The sequence below is a fragment of the Paraburkholderia acidisoli genome, from assembly GCF_009789675.1.
In the GTDB taxonomy this organism is placed as follows: Bacteria; Pseudomonadota; Gammaproteobacteria; order Burkholderiales; family Burkholderiaceae; genus Paraburkholderia; species Paraburkholderia acidisoli.
The window spans coordinates 1,755,137-1,771,352 of the sequence record NZ_CP046913.1; the positions used below are offsets into that span (position 1 = coordinate 1,755,137).

Here is a 16,216-nt window from a genome sequence, read left to right on the forward strand (position 1 = left end):
GCGCGTAAACTTCAAGTGAGTTGTGAAGAATTCTTGCCTGGGCCGCCATGGACGGGCTACCATCCGCCAATGACCGTTATTCCGTCGGGGCATGCCTTGCGTGTTCCGCGCCTGTTTCATGCGCCGACTTTGGCTTCCGTTTCTGATCGTCGTTCTGCTTGCCGCCTGTTCTAGCGCGCCGCAACGGGTTGCGCGCGGCGGTGGCGCGAGTGGTGAGAACGCGTGGCGCACCAAACCGCCCGGCTTTCCGAATTTCGTCGATCACAGCGTGGGCCGCGAAGAAATTTCGATCCAGGCGATGGGTCTTGTCGGCATCCCCTATCGTTGGGGCGGCAATACGCCCGACAGCGGCTTCGATTGCAGCGGCCTCGTGAAGTACGTGATGCTGCGCTCCGCATCCGTCGATCTGCCGCGCACCACGGCGGAGATGAGTACGCGCGGCGAATCGATCGAGCCGGACGAAATCGCCCCGGGCGATCTCGTGTTCTTCAACACGACCGGGCGGCCGCATTCGCACGTGGGCATCTACGTCGGCAAATTGCGGTTCGTCAACGCGCCGTCGACTGGCGGTACGGTCCGGCTCGATTATTTGACGAATCCGTACTGGGCCAAGCATTTCGACGGTATCCGCCGCATGGCGCCGCCCAAGCGCACGCCGTTCGATTCGCCGACTTACGAGGCGTCAGCGCCCGCTGAACGCACGCCAGCCGCAACGGGTGGCACGCCAGTCGTCGCAGGGGCGATGGTCAGCGCGCCCGCCGCGGCGGCCCCGCCGCCCGCGCGCGTGGCGGCGAGCGTTGCACCGGCAACGAACGAGAATCGCGCGCTGGCCGCGCCGCAAACGGCCTACGTGCCGACCCAGGCCGCCCCGGCCTCCGCCGCGTCCGCCGACGCCTTCGAGCCGCCACCCGCTTCGCTCAACGCGGCACAAGCGCAGTCGCGCGGCGCCGGCGCCGTGGCACCGACTGCGGCGCCGGGCTTCCGGGCGCCCGGCGGCCCGGCGCCCACGAGCGCCGCACCCGCCTACGCCGCCCGTCCTACGCCCGCCAGCGCCGAGACCGCCGCTCCGCGCGACGCGATCGACGCCGCCGCCGACGCGTTCGAACCGCCGCCGCCCGTGGCCCGCGCCGCCGAGCGGCAGGCGGCGCAAGCCGGATCGACCGCGGTGCCAAGCGCCGCACCAACTGCTTCAAACGCTCCCTACGGCCAGAACGTGCAGATCATGCGCGCCTCGACCGCGGGCACCGTCTCCTCCGCGCCCACCCAGACGAACGACGACCCCATCGCGCGCTTCGCAAACGGCAGCTATTGAGCCGCGCGCGACGGCCTCGGGCGTCGCTTTCCGCTTGCTTGCCCCTGGCCGGAAGGCCAGTTTTGTGTTCGCCGCCCTGCGCCTCTGCTATGGTTTGGGTACTGTTTTGGTACTTTTTGGCAGCGAGGCGACGATGGATCTCGGACTTGGCAAGAAAGTGGTTCTGGTAACGGGCGGCAGCAAGGGCATCGGTCTCGCCTGCGCACGCGCCTTCGCGCAGGAAGGCGCGCGCGTGGCGATCGTCTCGCGCGACCCCGCCAATCTCGCGCGAGCGCGCGAGCAACTGGCGAGCGAAGGCCTGCACGTGCATCTCACACGTGCCGACCTGCACGAGGCGCACAGCGCCGCCGACGTGGTCGAGGAAGTGTCCACGGCCGTGGGTCCCATCGACGTGCTCGTCAACAGCTCGGGCGCGGCGCGCCGCTACGACCCGGAAACGCTCGACGCCGCCGCATTCAAGGCGACCATGGAAGCGAAGTACTTTCCCTACATCTATCCGCAGCAGGAAGTGCTCAAGCGCATGGTGCAGCGGGTCAAGAACGGCGAAACCACCGAGCCGGGCACGATCGTCAACATCATCGGCATGGGCGGCAAATTCGCGAGCGACATCCATATCGCGGGCGGCGCCGCCAATGCCGCGCTCATGCTGGCCACCGTCGGGCTCGCGCACTACCACGCGCGCTACGGCATCCGCATCAACGCGATCAATCCCGGCTCCACGCTCACCGAGCGGCTCCAGGAAGCGGTGCAACTGGAAGCGCAACGCCAGGGCGTGGACGCGGCGCAGGCGCTCGCGAGCGGCGAGGCGAAGGTACCGCTCGGCCGTTACGCGAAGCCCGAGGAAATCGCCGATGTGGCTCTGTTTCTGGCAAGCCACCGTGCGAGCTATGTCACCGGAGCGCTGATCCCCATGGACGGCGCGAGCACGCCGATCCTTTGATCGCCAGGCCCGCAAAAAACGCGGCCCAAAAAACTTGCGGCGCCCACAGGCGCCGCAACGGTGACATCGCTTACATCAGACGGTGGCCAAGCCACCAGCCGGCCGCAGCCAGCGTGGCCGAAGCGGGTATGGTCAGCACCCAGGCCCAGACGATGTTGCCGGCCACGCCCCAGCGCACCGCGCTCAGCTTCTGCGTCGCGCCCACGCCAACAATGGCGCCCGTGATGGTGTGCGTAGTGGACACGGGAATGCCCATCCACGAAGCCGTGAAGAGCGTGAGCGCCCCGCCCGCTTCCGCGCAGAAACCGCCCACCGGCTTGAGCTTGGTGATCTTCTGCCCCATTGTGCGCACGATGCGCCAGCCGCCGAACAGCGTGCCGATCCCCATCGAGAGATAACAGCCGCCGATCACCCAGATCGGCGGCGCGTCAGAGCCGATGGCCGAGTAACCCGTTGCGATCAGCAGCATCCAGATGATGCCGATGGTTTTCTGCGCGTCGTTGCCGCCGTGACCCAGGCTGTAGAGGCCTGCGGAAATCAGCTGCAAACGCCTGAAGCGCCGGTCCACCTTGCTCGGCGGCGTGCGGAAGTACAGCCACGACACCGTGAGCATGAAGAACGAACCCAGCACGAAGCCAAGCAGCGGCGAAATGAAGATGAACGCCACGGTCTTCATGAGGCCGTCGTAGTTGAGCGAGTGCCAGCCCGACTTCGCGAGCGCCGCGCCCACCAGACCACCGATCAGCGCGTGCGACGAGCTGGACGGAATGCCGTAGTACCACGTCAGCACGTTCCAGCCGATCGCCCCCACCAGCGCGCCGAACACCACGTAGTGATCGACGATGTCGGGGTCGATGGTGCCTTTGCCCACCGTTTGCGCCACCTTGAGGTGAAAGACGAAGTAGGCGATCACGTTGAACATGGCCGCGAACGCCACCGCCTGCTGCGGCTTGAGGACGCCCGTGGACACGACCGTGGCGATGGAGTTCGCCGCGTCGTGAAAACCGTTCATGAAGTCGAAAATGAGCGCGACGGCCACCAGCGCCGCGACCACCCAAAGGGCGAGTTGTATCGATTGCATCGCGTCGGACTCAGGCGTTCTCTAGCACGATGCCTTCGATGATGTTCGCGACATCCTCGCACTTGTCCGTGATGGCTTCGAGCAGTTCGTAGATGGCCTTCAGCTTGATCAGCGTCTTGACGTTGTCTTCTTCGCGGAACAGCTTCGAGATCGCACCGCGCAGCAGGCGGTCGGCGTCGGATTCGAGGCGGTCGATGTCTTCGCAGGCCTTGAGAATCTCGCGCGCCTGCTTCATGTCGGAGAGCAGCGCGACAGCCGACTGCACGCGCTCGGCCGTGGCCGTGACCACGTGCGCGAGCTGGCTCGCCTCGGCGGTGACCGCCTGCACGTCATAGAGCGAAATGGCCGTGGCGACGTCTTCCATGAGGTCGAGACAGTCGTCCATCGTCGTGATGAGCTTGTGGATCTCGTCGCGGTCGAGCGGCGTGATGAAGGTCTTGTGCAGCAGATCGATGGCTTCGTGCGTGAGTTTGTCCGCCGCTTTTTCGGCGTTCTGCACGTTTTGCTTATGCACCTCGGCATTGCCGAGGTTATCGATCAACAGTTCCAGCTCGCGGCTGGCGGAAACGATGCACTGGGCGTGCGCATTGAAAATTTCGAAAAACTTGCCCTCGGTGGGCATGAATCGACCGAACATTGGAATCCCGGTAATTGGTCTTGGATTGCCGTCACGAAACAGCAATATGGCCGTCATAAAACGGCAATATTGTAACGTTACCGGGAGTCGGTCGCACGCGCGCGCCACCGCCGCAGCGGCTTTTGTGCCACTGCGGCGCAACACCACGCGTGCGCGCGCTTGCGTATTGGCAGCGTTTGAGCTTAGTCGGTCTGGAAGTGCTGCGAACCCGCGAAGTTGTCGAACTTCGTGTATTGACCGTGGAACGTGAGCCGAACGGGACCGATCGGACCGTTACGCTGCTTGCCGATGATGATTTCGGCCGTGCCTTTGTCCGGGCTGTCCGGGTTATAGACTTCGTCGCGATAGATGAACAGGATCACGTCCGCGTCCTGTTCGATAGCGCCCGATTCGCGCAAATCGGACATCACCGGGCGTTTGTTCGGACGCTGCTCCAGGCCGCGGTTGAGCTGCGAGAGCGCGATCACGGGCACGTCGAGTTCCTTGGCGAGGCTCTTGAGCGACCGCGAGATTTCCGAAATTTCGGTCGCGCGGTTTTCGCCCGTGGACGAACCGCTCATCAGCTGCAGGTAGTCGATGATGATGAGCCCGAGCTTGCCGCACTGGCGCGAGAGACGCCGCGCGCGCGAGCGCAGTTCCATCGGATTCAGGCCACCGGTTTCGTCGATGAAAATCTGCGCCTCGCTCATCTTCTGCACGGCGTGCGTGAGCTTCGGCCAATCCTCGTCCGTCAGGCGGCCCGTGCGCATGCGGTGCTGATCGAGGCGGCCGACCGAGCCGAGCATACGCATGATGAGCTGCGTGCCCGGCATTTCCATCGAGAACACCGCGACCGGCAAGCCGTACTCCACCGCCACGTATTCGCCCACGTTCATCGAAAACGCGGTCTTACCCATCGACGGACGCCCCGCCACGATGATCAACTCGCCGCCGTGCATGCCCGAAGTCATGCGGTCGAGGTCGAGGAAACCCGTGGGCGTGCCGGTCACGTCGCTCGGGTTCGCCGTGTGATAAAGCGTGTCGATGCGCTCCACCACCTGCGTGAGCAGCGGCCCAATTTCCAGGAAGCCTTGAGTGCCGCGCGCGCCGTCTTCGGCGATCGAGAACACCTTCGACTCGGCCTCGTCCAGCAGCTGGCGCACTTCCTTGCCCTGCGGATTGAAGGCGTCGGCGGAAATTTCGTCGGCGACGGACACCAGGCGGCGCAGCACCGCGCGGTCGCGCACGATTTCGGCATAGCGGCGGATGTTCGCGGCGCTCGGCGTGTTCTGCGCGAGCGCGTTGAGGTACGCGAGCCCGCCCACGTCGTCGGCCTTGCCCGAGGTGCCGAGCGCTTCGTATACGGTCACCACGTCGGCAGGACGGCTGCTCGCGATCAGGCGGCCGATATGCTCGAAGATGATGCGGTGATCGTAGCGATAGAAGTCGCTTTGCGCGAGGAAGTCGGCAATCCGGTCCCATGCGGCATTATCCAGCAGCAGGCCGCCAAGCACCGACTGCTCGGCCTCGATCGAATGCGGCGGGACTTTCAGCGACTCGAGTTGGGGATCTTTCGGAGCGTTCATGGAGGGCAATTATCGGACATGCGCGCCCGTCCGGAAAGCGCGTTTGACGCGCAATTTTCTCGGGCCGGACAAACAAAAAAGGCAGAAGCCCTGCGGCTCCTGCCTTTTCTGGAATACGTCGGTGCGACGGTTTGGCCTGCGCGGCCCGGCCTGCGTAGCCCGATCTGGGTTGCCCCTTCGGACCGCCGCAAGCCTGTCGCGGGTACTTAGGCGTGCTCGCCCAGCACCGACACCGTGACGTCGACGAGGACGTCGGTGTGCAGCGAAACCTGCACCGGGTGGTCGCCCACCATCTTCAGCGGGCCTTCCGGCAGACGCACTTGCGCCTTTTCCACCACGAAGCCTTGCTTTGCCAGCGCAGCGGCGATGTCGGCGTTCGTGACCGAACCGAACAGACGGCCGTCGACACCTGCCTTCTGAGCGATCTGAACGGTCGAGCCGTTCAGCTTTTCGCCTTCTGCCTGAGCGGCTGCCAGCTTTTCAGCAGCGGCCTTTTCGAGTTCGGCGCGCTTGACTTCGAATTCAGCGATTGCGTCCTTCGTAGCACGGCGTGCCTTCTTGTTCGGGATCAGGAAGTTACGTGCGTAACCGTCCTTCACCTTGACGATGTCGCCGAGGTTACCCAGGTTGACGACTTTTTCCAGAAGAATGATCTGCATTCTATTGCTCCTTATCGCGTCGTCTTATTAGGCCTTGTGCTGGTCGGTGTACGGCATCAGCGCGAGGAAACGCGCGCGCTTGATAGCCGTGTCCAGCTGACGCTGATAGTGGGCCTTCGTACCCGTCAGACGAGCCGGCGTGATCTTGCCGTTTTCGCCGATGAAGTCCTTCAGCGTTTCGATGTCCTTGTAGTCGATCTGATCGACGCCTGCAGCCGTGAAGCGGCAGAACTTCTTGCGCTTGAAGAGCGGGTTTTGTTGCTGACGACGCTTGTCGAATTTCTTACCAGTCGGGCGGGGCATGATTAGTCCTTTCCTGTGCCTTGCATTTCGGTGATGTGAAACACCAGGGTTCGCGCATTGCGATGCTTTTTCGCCAGAAAACCGCTGAAGAGCGCTTCCACGCCCAACTCGCAGCTTTCGACGAGACCGCAGGCCTTGCCGGCCGCCACCGCGGGCATCGTGAGTTCGACGAAGCGGGGAATGCCGGCTTCGACGACCTCCGTGCGGTGCTGCAACGTGACGCTCGCGATCGGAACGCCGGCGGGGGTATACCGCACCGCCTCGCGTTCGACGACGCTTGCCGTAAGTTGCAGCCTGTTCACGGGGCTAGATCAGCAATGAGCTTGAATCCTGATGGCTTGGTGTATTAAGCCTGCGCTTCGGTCGGCTGGGCAGCCGCCTTCTTGGCTTCTTCGCGCTGCACTTCCTTCATCATCGGCGACGGGCCGGTTTCGGCCTTCTTCTGCTTGACGATGAGGTGACGCAGAACGGCGTCGTTGAACTTGAATGCGTGTTCCAGCTCGTCGAGCGTGGCTTGGTCGCATTCGATGTTCATGCAGACGTAGTGAGCCTTAGCGAGTTTCTCGATCATGTAGGCCAGTTGACGACGGCCCCAGTCTTCGATGCGGTGGATCTGGCCACCGTGCGACGTGATCGTGCTCTTGTAGCGCTCGATCATGGCGGGCACTTGCTCGCTTTGATCGGGATGCACGATGAAGACGATTTCGTAATGACGCATGTTCACTCCTTATGGATTAAAGCCACCCGGGCGTCGGAACCGGTGCGGCAAGTGAGAAGCCGAAGACTATAGCGCGATCAGGCGATGAATGCAAGCCAGATCGCTTAATCGCCGGCAAGATTCGGGCGTATTTTCAACGACTTGCGGCTGCCAGGACGAAATAACGGCGCGATCGCGACGCGCGTCAGCTGCTCGCGGCCTCGGTCGCGCCCGCCGCGAGACGAGCGTCGAGCGCGGCACGCAGCGCGTCGAGCGCGTCGGCGCCCGCGTCGCTGACCGCCCACCACGTCATGCCCGCAGCCTGCCAGCGCAGCAGCGCGTAGCCGTCGCTCGCGGCGGGCGCGGCGCCGCCCCGCTCCGCTTGCCCATTCGCGCCGGGCGGGAACACGTAGACGTCGATCACGTGCTTGCGATAGCGGTAGATCAGCACGGCCACGCGTTCGCGCCCCACATAGTCGAGCCGCCCGCCCGCGAGCGGAAAGCCCTGCTGCGCGAGATCGACGACAGGCGGCGCGTAGTCGATGCGGCCGTTGAACCACGGCTTGACGGTGTGGCGGTCGGAGGAAATCACGTCGACATCGCGACCTGAGATCTCGGCGCGCACGTGGCTCGAGACGAGATCGTCGATCAACGCGGCATTCGCCGGCGGACGCGTCGCGTGCAGCGTGACCGCCACGGCGAGCGCGCACAGCGCGAGCGCCATGCCGCCGAAGCGCACCAGCGTCGCGCCGCGCGGACCGCCGGGTGTGGCGAAACCGCCCGCACCACCCAATCCGGCGCTCCCGCGCAGCCATTCGAGCCAGGGGCGGCGTGGGCGGCGCGGCGCGCGGGCGGCGCCGGAAACCGATGCCGCGCCCGCGTTCGATTCCGCTTCGACCGGCGGCAGCGCCGCGGCGATGCGCATGGCCAGATTCGCCGGGGCGCGATGATAGGGCGCCGTACGCATGACGCGCGAGATTGCCTGCGCGTCGTCGGCAGCGGCCTGGCAGTGCGCGCAGCCGGCCAGGTGTGCGCGCACGCGCCACTCGTCGGCGGCGGAAAGTTCCCGGTCGACGCTCGCGTCGACGAGCGGACGCGCTTCGTCACAGTTCATCCGGCGCCTCCGTGTTGGCACCTGCGTTGCGATGCGACCCGCCAGCGACATGCACGCGGCGTATCGGCGAAGTCTTCGAGGACGGTATGGGCTCGGCGGGCGGCGGGACTGGCGGGGGTTGCCCCAAGCCGCCTCCGCCTCCTCCGCCGCCGTCGCTGTCCGGCGTTTCGCGGAACCGGACGTCTTGCCTCGGGCTGTCGCGCCCGGAGGGTCTCCACGCTTCGTTGCTCGCCCCGAGTTCGGCGTCGTCCGCGCGGCGCGGCGTGCGGATCGTGTTGCACGGCTTCGCTTCATTGACTGGCGCACCAACCTGCGCGCCGACCTGGGCGTTGCCTGGCGCCTCGGCAGGAAAGCGCGCGCGCGGCACGTTGCGCGATCCCGAGTGCGGCGCGAGCAGCGCCGCGAGCCGACGCCGGCCGCGCGCGAGCCGCGACATCACCGTGCCGATCGGCACATCGGCAATGGCCGCGATCTCGCGATATTCGAGGTCTTCCAGCTCGCGCAGCACCAGCACTTCGCGATATTCGACCGGCAGCCGCAACAGCGCGTCCTGCACATGGCGCGCGTTTTCCGCCCGGATCGCCAGCGTTTCTGGGTCGACGCCGCCCGTCTCCCAGCCTTCGAGCGGCGCGTCGTCGCGCAACTCGTCGAACGGCGCCACTTCCTCCGCGCCCGCGCGACGCCGCCATTCGTCATACCAGACGCGCCGCACGATCGCGAGCAGCCACGGCCGCGCCGCGTCGCCACGAAACGCGTCGAAGAACCGGAACGCGCGCAGAAACGCTTCCTGCACGATGTCCTCGGCGTCGCCCGGATTGCGCGACAGCCAGCGCGCGAGGTTGTACGCCGCGTCGAGGTGCGGCAGCGCGAGCGCCTGAAAGCGACGGCTGCGCGCGGCCTCGTCGCCGGCCGCGTGGCTTGCGTCGTCGTGTGCTCTGGCGCCATCGCCCTGCTGGTACGCGGATTCGCCCACGTCGGTTCCTCGCGTGCGTCGTTGCGGCGGATTGCGCCTCCGCCGCGCTGCCTGCCGACCGTGCTGGCCGGTTGTGCCTGCTGTCTTTGCGCTTGTGTCGCTTGTGCCGCTTGTGTCGCTTGTGTCGCTTGTGCCGCTTGTGCCGCTTGTGCCGCTTGTGCCGCTTGTGCCGCTTGTGCCGCTCGTCTCGCGCTGGTTTGCGGCCCAGACGCATGCGCTGCGCGCGGCACTTGTTTCGCTTATCGCTCCTGCCAGCGGCCTTCACGCACCGGGTGCAGGTAGCGCCGAACCTTCGGCCATCACACTCATGCCGCTCGGGCGCGCTCGCGCCACTTCCCGCTGGTTTCGCCCACGACTACGACCAGCGGACTTCACGCCTCGGCCGCAAGCGGCGCTCTACTCGCGGCCACCGCACCGGCGCCACGCGCGTAGCGCCAGTGCAGCCTCCGCTGATTCCACCGCTTCCATCACCCGTCGCTAATGTCCGCGACCTTTGCGCTGCTCGCGCTTCCCCCGTCTTGCCCGCATTACCACCCGTGCGGCCAGTTTATTCCCGCTATTTCACGCCTCCGCGAAAAATAAATCGGGAATGCGCGGCCCGCAAAACCGGTACGACAAGCACGTCCCACCCATGGAGATCACCATGACGATTGCCTCGCCCCAGCCGACCCGCGCCACGCTCAAGCGCCGCGACTTTCTGCGCCTCGCCGCGGCGGGCGGCGGCGCCGCGTTCGCCTCGGCGCTGCCCGGTTTCGCCACGGCGCGCGACGCCGACTTCTTCTTCGTGCAGCTTTCCGACGCCCACTGGGGCTTCGAAGGCCCGGCCATCAATCCCGACGCGAAAGGCACGCTGCCCAAGGCGATCGCCGCCGTGAACGCGCTGCCCACGCCGCCCGATTTCGTCGTCTTCACGGGCGATCTCACCCACACCACCGACGACCCCGCCGTGCGCCGCGCGCGCATGCGCGAATTCCAGCAGATCGTGGCGGGCCTGCGCGTGAAACCGCTGTACCTGATGCCAGGCGAACACGACGCCGCACTCGACAACGGCGCGGCGTTTCGCGAACTGTTCGGCGAGACGCACTACACGTTCGAGCATCGCGGCGTGCATTTCATCGTGCTCGACAACGTGTCCGATCCCGCCGGCCGTATCGGCGAAACCCAGCTCGCCTGGCTCGCCGACGATCTGCAGCGCCAGCCGCAGGACGCGCGCATCGTCGTGTTCACGCACCGCCCGCTGTTCGATCTCGCGCCGCAATGGGACTGGGCGACGCGCGACGGCGCCGCCGCCATCTCGCTGCTCCAGCAGCGTCCCTACGTGACGGTGTTCTACGGCCACATCCACCAGGAACATCACACGATGACAGGCGCGATCGCGCATCACGCCGCGCGCTCGCTGATGTTCCCGTTGCCCGCGCCCATGTCGCAGCCGCAGCGGCTGCCGGTGCCGTGGGACGCCGCCGCGCCGTATCGCGGTCTGGGCTGGCGCAGCGTCGAGGTCGATGGCGCGCCGCAGGCGTACGCGCTCAGCGAAAAGCCGATCCGCGATCTCGCCTGAACGCCGCCGAACCGGAGCCCACGATGACGAAGCACGACATGAACATGAAACACGATCGAAAGCCCGCCACGCCGCACGACGGCGCGCGCAACGGTGCCCAGGATGGCGCTCGCCTCGCCCGCCGGCGCTGGCTGCTCGCCGCGAGCGCGGGGACGGCGGCACTCCTGCGCCTCGACGCCCGCGCGGATACGCCGCGCGTCATCAAGATCCGGGCGCGCCGCTTCAATTTCACGCCCGATCACATCGCCATCAAGCCGCACGAAAAAGTGGTGTTCGAGATCGCCACCGACGACACGCTCATGGGCTTCTCGATCCCGCAGTTCGGCGTGCGCGCCGACGTGCCGCCGGGTACGGTCGTCAAGGTGGCGGCCACGGCCGGCGAAGCGGGCACGGTGCAATTCCTGTGCGATATCTTTTGCGGCTCGGGCCACGAGTCGATGAACGGCGTGATCGTGGTCGGCTGAGACGTCGCGCGCCACCGCTGCGCGCGCGCTACGCGCCGGTCCAGTAGCCGGGCCGCGCGTAGGCGTCTTTCAGATAGTCGATGAAATAACGCACCCGCGCGGGCACGTAGCGTTGCTGCGGATACACCGCGAGGATGTCGTATTCGGGCAGCGCGTACTCGTCGAGCACGGTTTCGAGTTCGCCGCGCGCGAGTTGCGCGTCGATTTCCCAGGTGGAACGCCAGCCGATCCCGAGTCCTTCGCTGACCCAGCGATGCAGCAGCTCGCCGTCGTTGCAGTCGAGCGTGCCGCCGACGCGCACGGTCACGAGCTTGCCGTTGCGGTTGAAGTACCAGCCGCGGTTCTGGCCGCCTTGCAGATTGAACGCGAGGCAGTTGTGCTGCGGCAGGTCTTCGAGCGACTTCGGCCGGCCATGCCGGCGAAAGTACTCGGGCGTGCCGCACACCACGCGGCGGTTCGAGGCCAGCTTCACGGCAACGAAGTTCGGATCGACCGCCCCGCCGATCCGGATCGACAGATCGTAGCCCTCGCGCACGAGATCCACCACGCGGTCGGTGAGATTGAACGAGACCTGCAACTCGGGCTTGTCGGCGAGAAACGCGCTCGCGTGCGGCGCGACGTGCTTGCGCCCGAAAGCGGCCGGCGCGGACACGATCAGATGACCGTTCACCACGCGCCGCCCCGCGGAAAGCTCGTTTTCCGCCTGATCCCATTCCGTCAGCAGACCGCGGCAGCGCTCGAGAAAAGCGGCGCCCTCCTCGCTCACCACGAGCCGCCGCGTCGAGCGGTACATCAGCTTGACGCCCAGGCGCTTTTCCAGCGCGTCGATACGGCGCCCGAGAATCACCGGCGACACGCCTTCCTCGAGCGCGGCGGCCGCGAGACTGCCCGCATCGGCGACACGCACGAAGGTTTCGATCTGCTTGAAGCGGTCCATGTCTCTCTCCCCCATGACTTGCGCCGAAGGCGCCGGCCACGCGCAACGCCCGTGACACCGCGATTCCATACTTTTTGTTTCGAAAATCGCGACCTGGATCGATCTTATCAAAACTTTCCTGCGACTCTACAGTGATCCTCAACCGCAGAGACATTTCGCCTATTCCCGCTTTTGCGACATTGAGGAGACATTCCATGGCCAAAATGAGAGCCGTCGACGCCGCCGCGCTGGTGCTCGAAAAAGAAGGCATCGACACCGCTTTCGGCGTGCCGGGCGCCGCGATCAATCCGTTCTACTCCGCGCTCAAGAAGGCCGGCAGCATCACGCACGTGCTGGCGCGCCACGTGGAAGGCGCCTCGCACATGGCCGAGGGCTACACGCGCGCCGCGCCCGGCAATATCGGCGTGTGCATCGGCACGTCGGGCCCGGCGGGCACCGACATGATCACGGGCCTCTACTCCGCGCAGGCCGACTCGATTCCGATCCTCGCGATCACGGGCCAGGCGCCGCGCGCGCGGCTCTACAAGGAAGACTTCCAGGCCGTCGATATCGAATCGATCGCCAAGCCCGTCACCAAGTGGGCCGTGACCGTGCGCGAACCGGCGCTGGTGCCGCGCGTGTTCCAGCAGGCGTTTCATCTGATGCGCTCGGGCCGTCCGGGTCCGGTGCTGGTCGATCTGCCGATCGACGTCCAGCTCGCCGAGATCGAGTTCGACATCGACCTGTACGAGCCGCTGCCCGTCTACAAGCCGAAGGCCACGCGCAAGCAGATCGAAGCCGCGCTGGCAATGCTCAACGCGAGCGAGAAGCCGCTCATCGTCTCGGGCGGCGGCGTGCTCAACGCGGCGGCCGAAGACCTGCTCGTGCAGTTCGCCGAAACGCTCGGCGTGCCCGTGATCCCCACGCTGATGTCGTGGGGCGCGATTGCCGACGACCATCCGCTCATGGCCGGCATGGTCGGTCTGCAAACGTCGCACCGCTACGGCAACGCCACGATGCTCGCGTCGGACTTCGTGCTCGGCATCGGCAATCGCTGGGCGAATCGTCATACGGGCAGCGTCGAGGTCTACACGAAGGGCCGCAAGTTCGTGCACGTCGATATCGAACCGACGCAGATCGGCCGCGTGTTCGGCCCCGATCTCGGCATCGTCTCGGACGCGAAGGCGGCGCTCGAACTGTTCGTGGAGGTGGCGCGCGAATGGAAAGCCGCGGGCAAGCTCAAGGACCGTAGCGAATGGGTCGCCGATTGCCAGCAGCGCAAGGCCACGATGCATCGCAAGACGCATTTCGACAACGCGCCGATCAAGCCGCAGCGCGTGTACGAAGAGATGAACAAGGCGTTCGGCCGCGACACCTGCTACGTGAGCACGATCGGCCTTTCGCAGATCGCGGGCGCGCAATTCCTGCACGTGTACAAGGCGCGCAACTGGATCAACTGCGGTCAGGCGGGCCCGCTCGGCTGGACCATTCCGGCGGCGCTGGGCGTGCGCGCGGCCGATCCGGCGCGGCCCATCGTGGCGCTCTCGGGCGACTACGACTTCCAGTTCATGATCGAGGAACTCGCCGTGGGCGCGCAGTTCAAGCTGCCCTACGTGCACGTGGTCGTGAACAACTCGTATCTCGGCCTGATCCGCCAGGCGCAGCGCCAGTTCGACATGGACTTCTGCGTGCAGCTCGCGTTCGAGAACATCAACGCGCCCGAAGTGAACGGCTATGGCGTCGATCATGTCGCGGTGGCCGAAGGCCTCGGCTGCAAGGCGCTGCGCGTGTTCAAGCCCGAGGAGATCGCGCCGGCGTTCAAACAGGCGCAGCAACTCGCCGCCGAATTCAGCGTGCCGGTGGTCGTCGAAGTGATTCTCGAGCGCGTGACCAATATATCGATGGGCGCCGAGATCGACGCGATCAACGAGTTCGAGGAACTTGCCGAGAAGCCCGAACACGCGCCCACGGCCATTGCTCTGCAATCCTGACGGTTAGTCGGCGCGCCGCCGTTCGCACTCAGCCCTGATTCGCGAACCGCGGCGCCTGCATCGCCTGCCACCGCATTTCCACTCACTGCCCCGAGAGACACCATGCCGAAATTCGCCGCGAATCTCACGATGCTGTTCAACGAAGTGCCGTTTCTCGACCGCTTTGCCGCGGCCGCGCAAGCGGGCTTCGACGCCGTGGAGTTTCTGTTTCCGTATCCATACAAGGCCGCCGAACTTGCCGAACGGCTCGAATCGCATGGCCTGAAACTCGTGCTGCACAACCTGCCCGCCGGCAACTGGGACGCGGGCGAGCGCGGCATCGCGTGTTTGCCCGCGCGCCGTGGCGAGTTCCAGGAAGGCGTCGGGCGCGCGATCGAGTACGCGAAGGCGCTCAAGGTTGCGCAACTGAACTGCCTCGTGGGCATTCCGGGCGCCGATGTCGATCGCGACACGGCACGCGCCACCATCGTCGACAACCTGCGCTACGCGGCCGGCGAACTCAAGCGCGAAGGCATTCGCCTGCTCGTCGAGCCGTGCAATGCCTACGACATTCCGGGCTTCGCGCTGAACCGTTCGGCCGAGGCGCTCGACGTCATCGAGAAAACCGGCTCGGACAACCTCTTTCTGCAGTACGACATCTATCACATGCAGCGCATGGAAGGCGAACTGGCCGCGACGATCAAGAAGCACTTCGCGAAGATCGCGCACATCCAGCTTGCCGACAACCCTGGCCGCAACGAACCGGGCACGGGCGAAATCCACTACCCGTTCCTGTTCGATCTGCTCGACACGCTCGGCTACGAGGGCTACGTGGGTTGCGAGTACAAGCCACGCACGACGACCACCGAAGGCCTCGGCTGGCTGCGCGGCGCGCAGCAGCGCACGGCCGAACTGGCGTAACGCAAGAGCGTAACGAAAGGGCGTGACAAACGGGCGTAACGGCGCGACGCAACCCGGCGCATGCATGGAATCACTCTGAATTCGCTTACCCGGAGACACACAAGATGGCAAAGATTGGCTTTATCGGACTCGGCATCATGGGCGCGCACATGGCGCGCAATCTGCTCAAAGGCGGCCACACGCTGACCGTGAACGGCAAGTATCCGGTGCCCGACGATCTGCGCGGGAGCACCGAAGTGGTCGATGACTCCACGGCCGTCGCGCAAGCCGCGGACATCGTCATCGTCATGGTGCCGGACACGCCCGACGTCGCGAACGTGCTGTTCGCCGACGACGGCGTCGCCAAAGGACTCACGAAGGGCAAGCTCGTGATCGACATGAGCTCGATCTCGCCGCTCGAAACGCAGCAGTTCGCGAAGCAGATCAACGCGCTCGGTTGCGACTATCTCGACGCGCCGGTCTCGGGCGGCGAAGTCGGCGCGCGCGAAGCCACGCTCACGATCATGGTGGGCGGTCCGCAGAAGTCGTTCGATCTGGCGAAGCCGCTGTTCGAGCTGATGGGCAAGAACATCTCGCTGATCGGCGACAACGGCGCGGGTCAGACCTGCAAGGTCGCGAACCAGATCATCGTCGCGCTCAACATCGAAGCCGTCGCCGAGGCGCTGCTGTTCGCCGCGCGTTCGGGCGCCGACCCGGAGCGCGTGCGCCGCGCGCTGATGGGCGGCTTCGCCTCCTCGCGCATTCTCGAAGTGCACGGCGAGCGCATGACGAAGCGCACTTTCGATCCCGGCTTTCGCATCGAGCTGCACCAGAAGGACCTGAACCTCGCCATCGACGGCGCGCGCAAGCTCGGTATCGCCCTGCCGCACACGGCGAGCGCGCAACAATTGTTCAGCGTCTGCGCCGCGAACGGCGGCAAGGCATGGGACCACTCGGCAATGATTCGCGCGCTCGAACTGATGGCGAACTTCGAGATCGCGCAACCGTCCGCGCAAGCCAAGGCGGCGTAAGCGCGGACCAGCACAGGTATGACGAATGGGCCCGCGCACGCGGGCCGACTGTGGGGCGCCTCGCGGCGGCGGCAACCGCCGCGGGGCAAATCGGTG

At 65.8% G+C, this 16,216-nt stretch carries 17 protein-coding genes; 7 read left to right on the top strand and 10 right to left on the bottom strand.

The genetic code is table 11. The features are described from left to right. Positions 1-118: 118 nt before the first annotated feature. Entirely contained in the window at positions 119-1,312 is a 1,194-nt protein-coding gene (locus tag FAZ98_RS07585; protein WP_158950283.1) for a C40 family peptidase, read from the top strand. 133 nt (positions 1,313-1,445) lie between these two features. Next, the gene (locus FAZ98_RS07590; RefSeq protein WP_158950285.1) at positions 1,446-2,252 is read left to right on the top strand and encodes an SDR family oxidoreductase; all 807 of its coding nucleotides are present in this window, start codon (positions 1,446-1,448) and stop codon (positions 2,250-2,252) included. 70 nt (positions 2,253-2,322) lie between these two features. Here FAZ98_RS07590 and FAZ98_RS07595 read toward each other — a convergent pair whose 3' ends face one another. From FAZ98_RS07595 to FAZ98_RS07635, 9 genes are all read right to left on the bottom strand, one after another. Continuing rightward, the gene (locus FAZ98_RS07595) at positions 2,323-3,333 is read right to left on the bottom strand and encodes an inorganic phosphate transporter (protein WP_158950287.1); all 1,011 of its coding nucleotides are present in this window, start codon (positions 3,331-3,333) and stop codon (positions 2,323-2,325) included. 10 nt (positions 3,334-3,343) lie between these two features. Continuing rightward, positions 3,344-3,970, bottom strand: coding sequence for a DUF47 domain-containing protein (locus tag FAZ98_RS07600; RefSeq protein ID WP_158950289.1), 627 nt, complete (start codon positions 3,968-3,970; stop codon positions 3,344-3,346). Between the two features lie 182 nt (positions 3,971-4,152). Continuing rightward, a complete protein-coding gene (locus tag FAZ98_RS07605) occupies positions 4,153-5,535 on the bottom strand; it encodes a replicative DNA helicase (RefSeq protein WP_158950291.1) in 1,383 nt (460 codons plus the stop codon). A gap of 206 nt (positions 5,536-5,741) precedes the next feature. Further along, entirely contained in the window at positions 5,742-6,194 is a 453-nt protein-coding gene (rplI, locus tag FAZ98_RS07610; protein ID WP_158950293.1) for a 50S ribosomal protein L9, read from the bottom strand. A 27-nt stretch (positions 6,195-6,221) separates the two neighbouring features. After that, entirely contained in the window at positions 6,222-6,497 is a 276-nt protein-coding gene (gene rpsR / locus FAZ98_RS07615) for a 30S ribosomal protein S18 (protein WP_028216787.1), read from the bottom strand. 2 nt (positions 6,498-6,499) lie between these two features. Beyond that, positions 6,500-6,799: a primosomal replication protein N gene (gene priB, locus FAZ98_RS07620; RefSeq protein WP_158950295.1), complete on the bottom strand. Its 300-nt coding sequence runs from the start codon at positions 6,797-6,799 to the stop codon at positions 6,500-6,502. A gap of 44 nt (positions 6,800-6,843) precedes the next feature. Then, entirely contained in the window at positions 6,844-7,215 is a 372-nt protein-coding gene (gene rpsF / locus FAZ98_RS07625) for a 30S ribosomal protein S6 (RefSeq protein ID WP_158950297.1), read from the bottom strand. Positions 7,216-7,399: 184 nt separating this feature from the next. After that, positions 7,400-8,308, bottom strand: a complete 909-nt coding sequence (locus FAZ98_RS07630; protein WP_158950299.1) for a zf-HC2 domain-containing protein — start codon at positions 8,306-8,308, stop codon at positions 7,400-7,402. Beyond that, positions 8,298-9,281 carry an RNA polymerase sigma factor gene (locus FAZ98_RS07635; RefSeq protein WP_158950301.1) on the bottom strand — a complete coding sequence of 328 codons (984 nt, stop codon included), beginning with the start codon at positions 9,279-9,281 and terminating at the stop codon, positions 8,298-8,300. The genes FAZ98_RS07630 and FAZ98_RS07635 overlap by 11 nt, the downstream gene beginning before the upstream one ends. Positions 9,282-9,924: 643 nt before the next feature. Between FAZ98_RS07635 and FAZ98_RS07640 the strand changes: the two genes are divergently transcribed. Both FAZ98_RS07640 and FAZ98_RS07645 read left to right on the top strand, forming a co-directional pair. Beyond that, positions 9,925-10,839 carry a metallophosphoesterase family protein gene (locus tag FAZ98_RS07640; RefSeq protein WP_158950303.1) on the top strand — a complete coding sequence of 305 codons (915 nt, stop codon included), beginning with the start codon at positions 9,925-9,927 and terminating at the stop codon, positions 10,837-10,839. A gap of 44 nt (positions 10,840-10,883) precedes the next feature. Continuing rightward, positions 10,884-11,303 carry a cupredoxin domain-containing protein gene (locus tag FAZ98_RS07645; RefSeq protein WP_158950305.1) on the top strand — a complete coding sequence of 140 codons (420 nt, stop codon included), beginning with the start codon at positions 10,884-10,886 and terminating at the stop codon, positions 11,301-11,303. A gap of 28 nt (positions 11,304-11,331) precedes the next feature. On the opposite strand, the gene FAZ98_RS07650 is transcribed toward FAZ98_RS07645, so the two are convergent. Next, positions 11,332-12,240, bottom strand: coding sequence for a substrate binding domain-containing protein (locus FAZ98_RS07650; RefSeq protein WP_158950307.1), 909 nt, complete (start codon positions 12,238-12,240; stop codon positions 11,332-11,334). A 194-nt stretch (positions 12,241-12,434) separates the two neighbouring features. Here FAZ98_RS07650 and gcl point away from each other — a divergent pair, with 194 nt between their 5' ends. The 3 genes from gcl to FAZ98_RS07665 all read left to right on the top strand — a co-directional run bounded on the left by gcl (position 12,435) and on the right by FAZ98_RS07665 (position 16,120). Next, complete coding sequence (gene gcl, locus FAZ98_RS07655) at positions 12,435-14,210, top strand: glyoxylate carboligase (RefSeq protein WP_158950309.1); 1,776 nt, start codon at positions 12,435-12,437, stop codon at positions 14,208-14,210. A gap of 102 nt (positions 14,211-14,312) precedes the next feature. Beyond that, on the top strand, positions 14,313-15,110 hold the full coding sequence (gene hyi, locus FAZ98_RS07660; protein ID WP_158950311.1) for a hydroxypyruvate isomerase: 798 nt from the start codon (positions 14,313-14,315) through the stop codon (positions 15,108-15,110). A gap of 104 nt (positions 15,111-15,214) precedes the next feature. After that, positions 15,215-16,120 (top strand): 2-hydroxy-3-oxopropionate reductase, encoded by a 906-nt coding sequence (locus FAZ98_RS07665; RefSeq protein ID WP_158950314.1) that lies wholly within the window; start codon positions 15,215-15,217, stop codon positions 16,118-16,120. Positions 16,121-16,216: the final 96 nt, after the last annotated feature.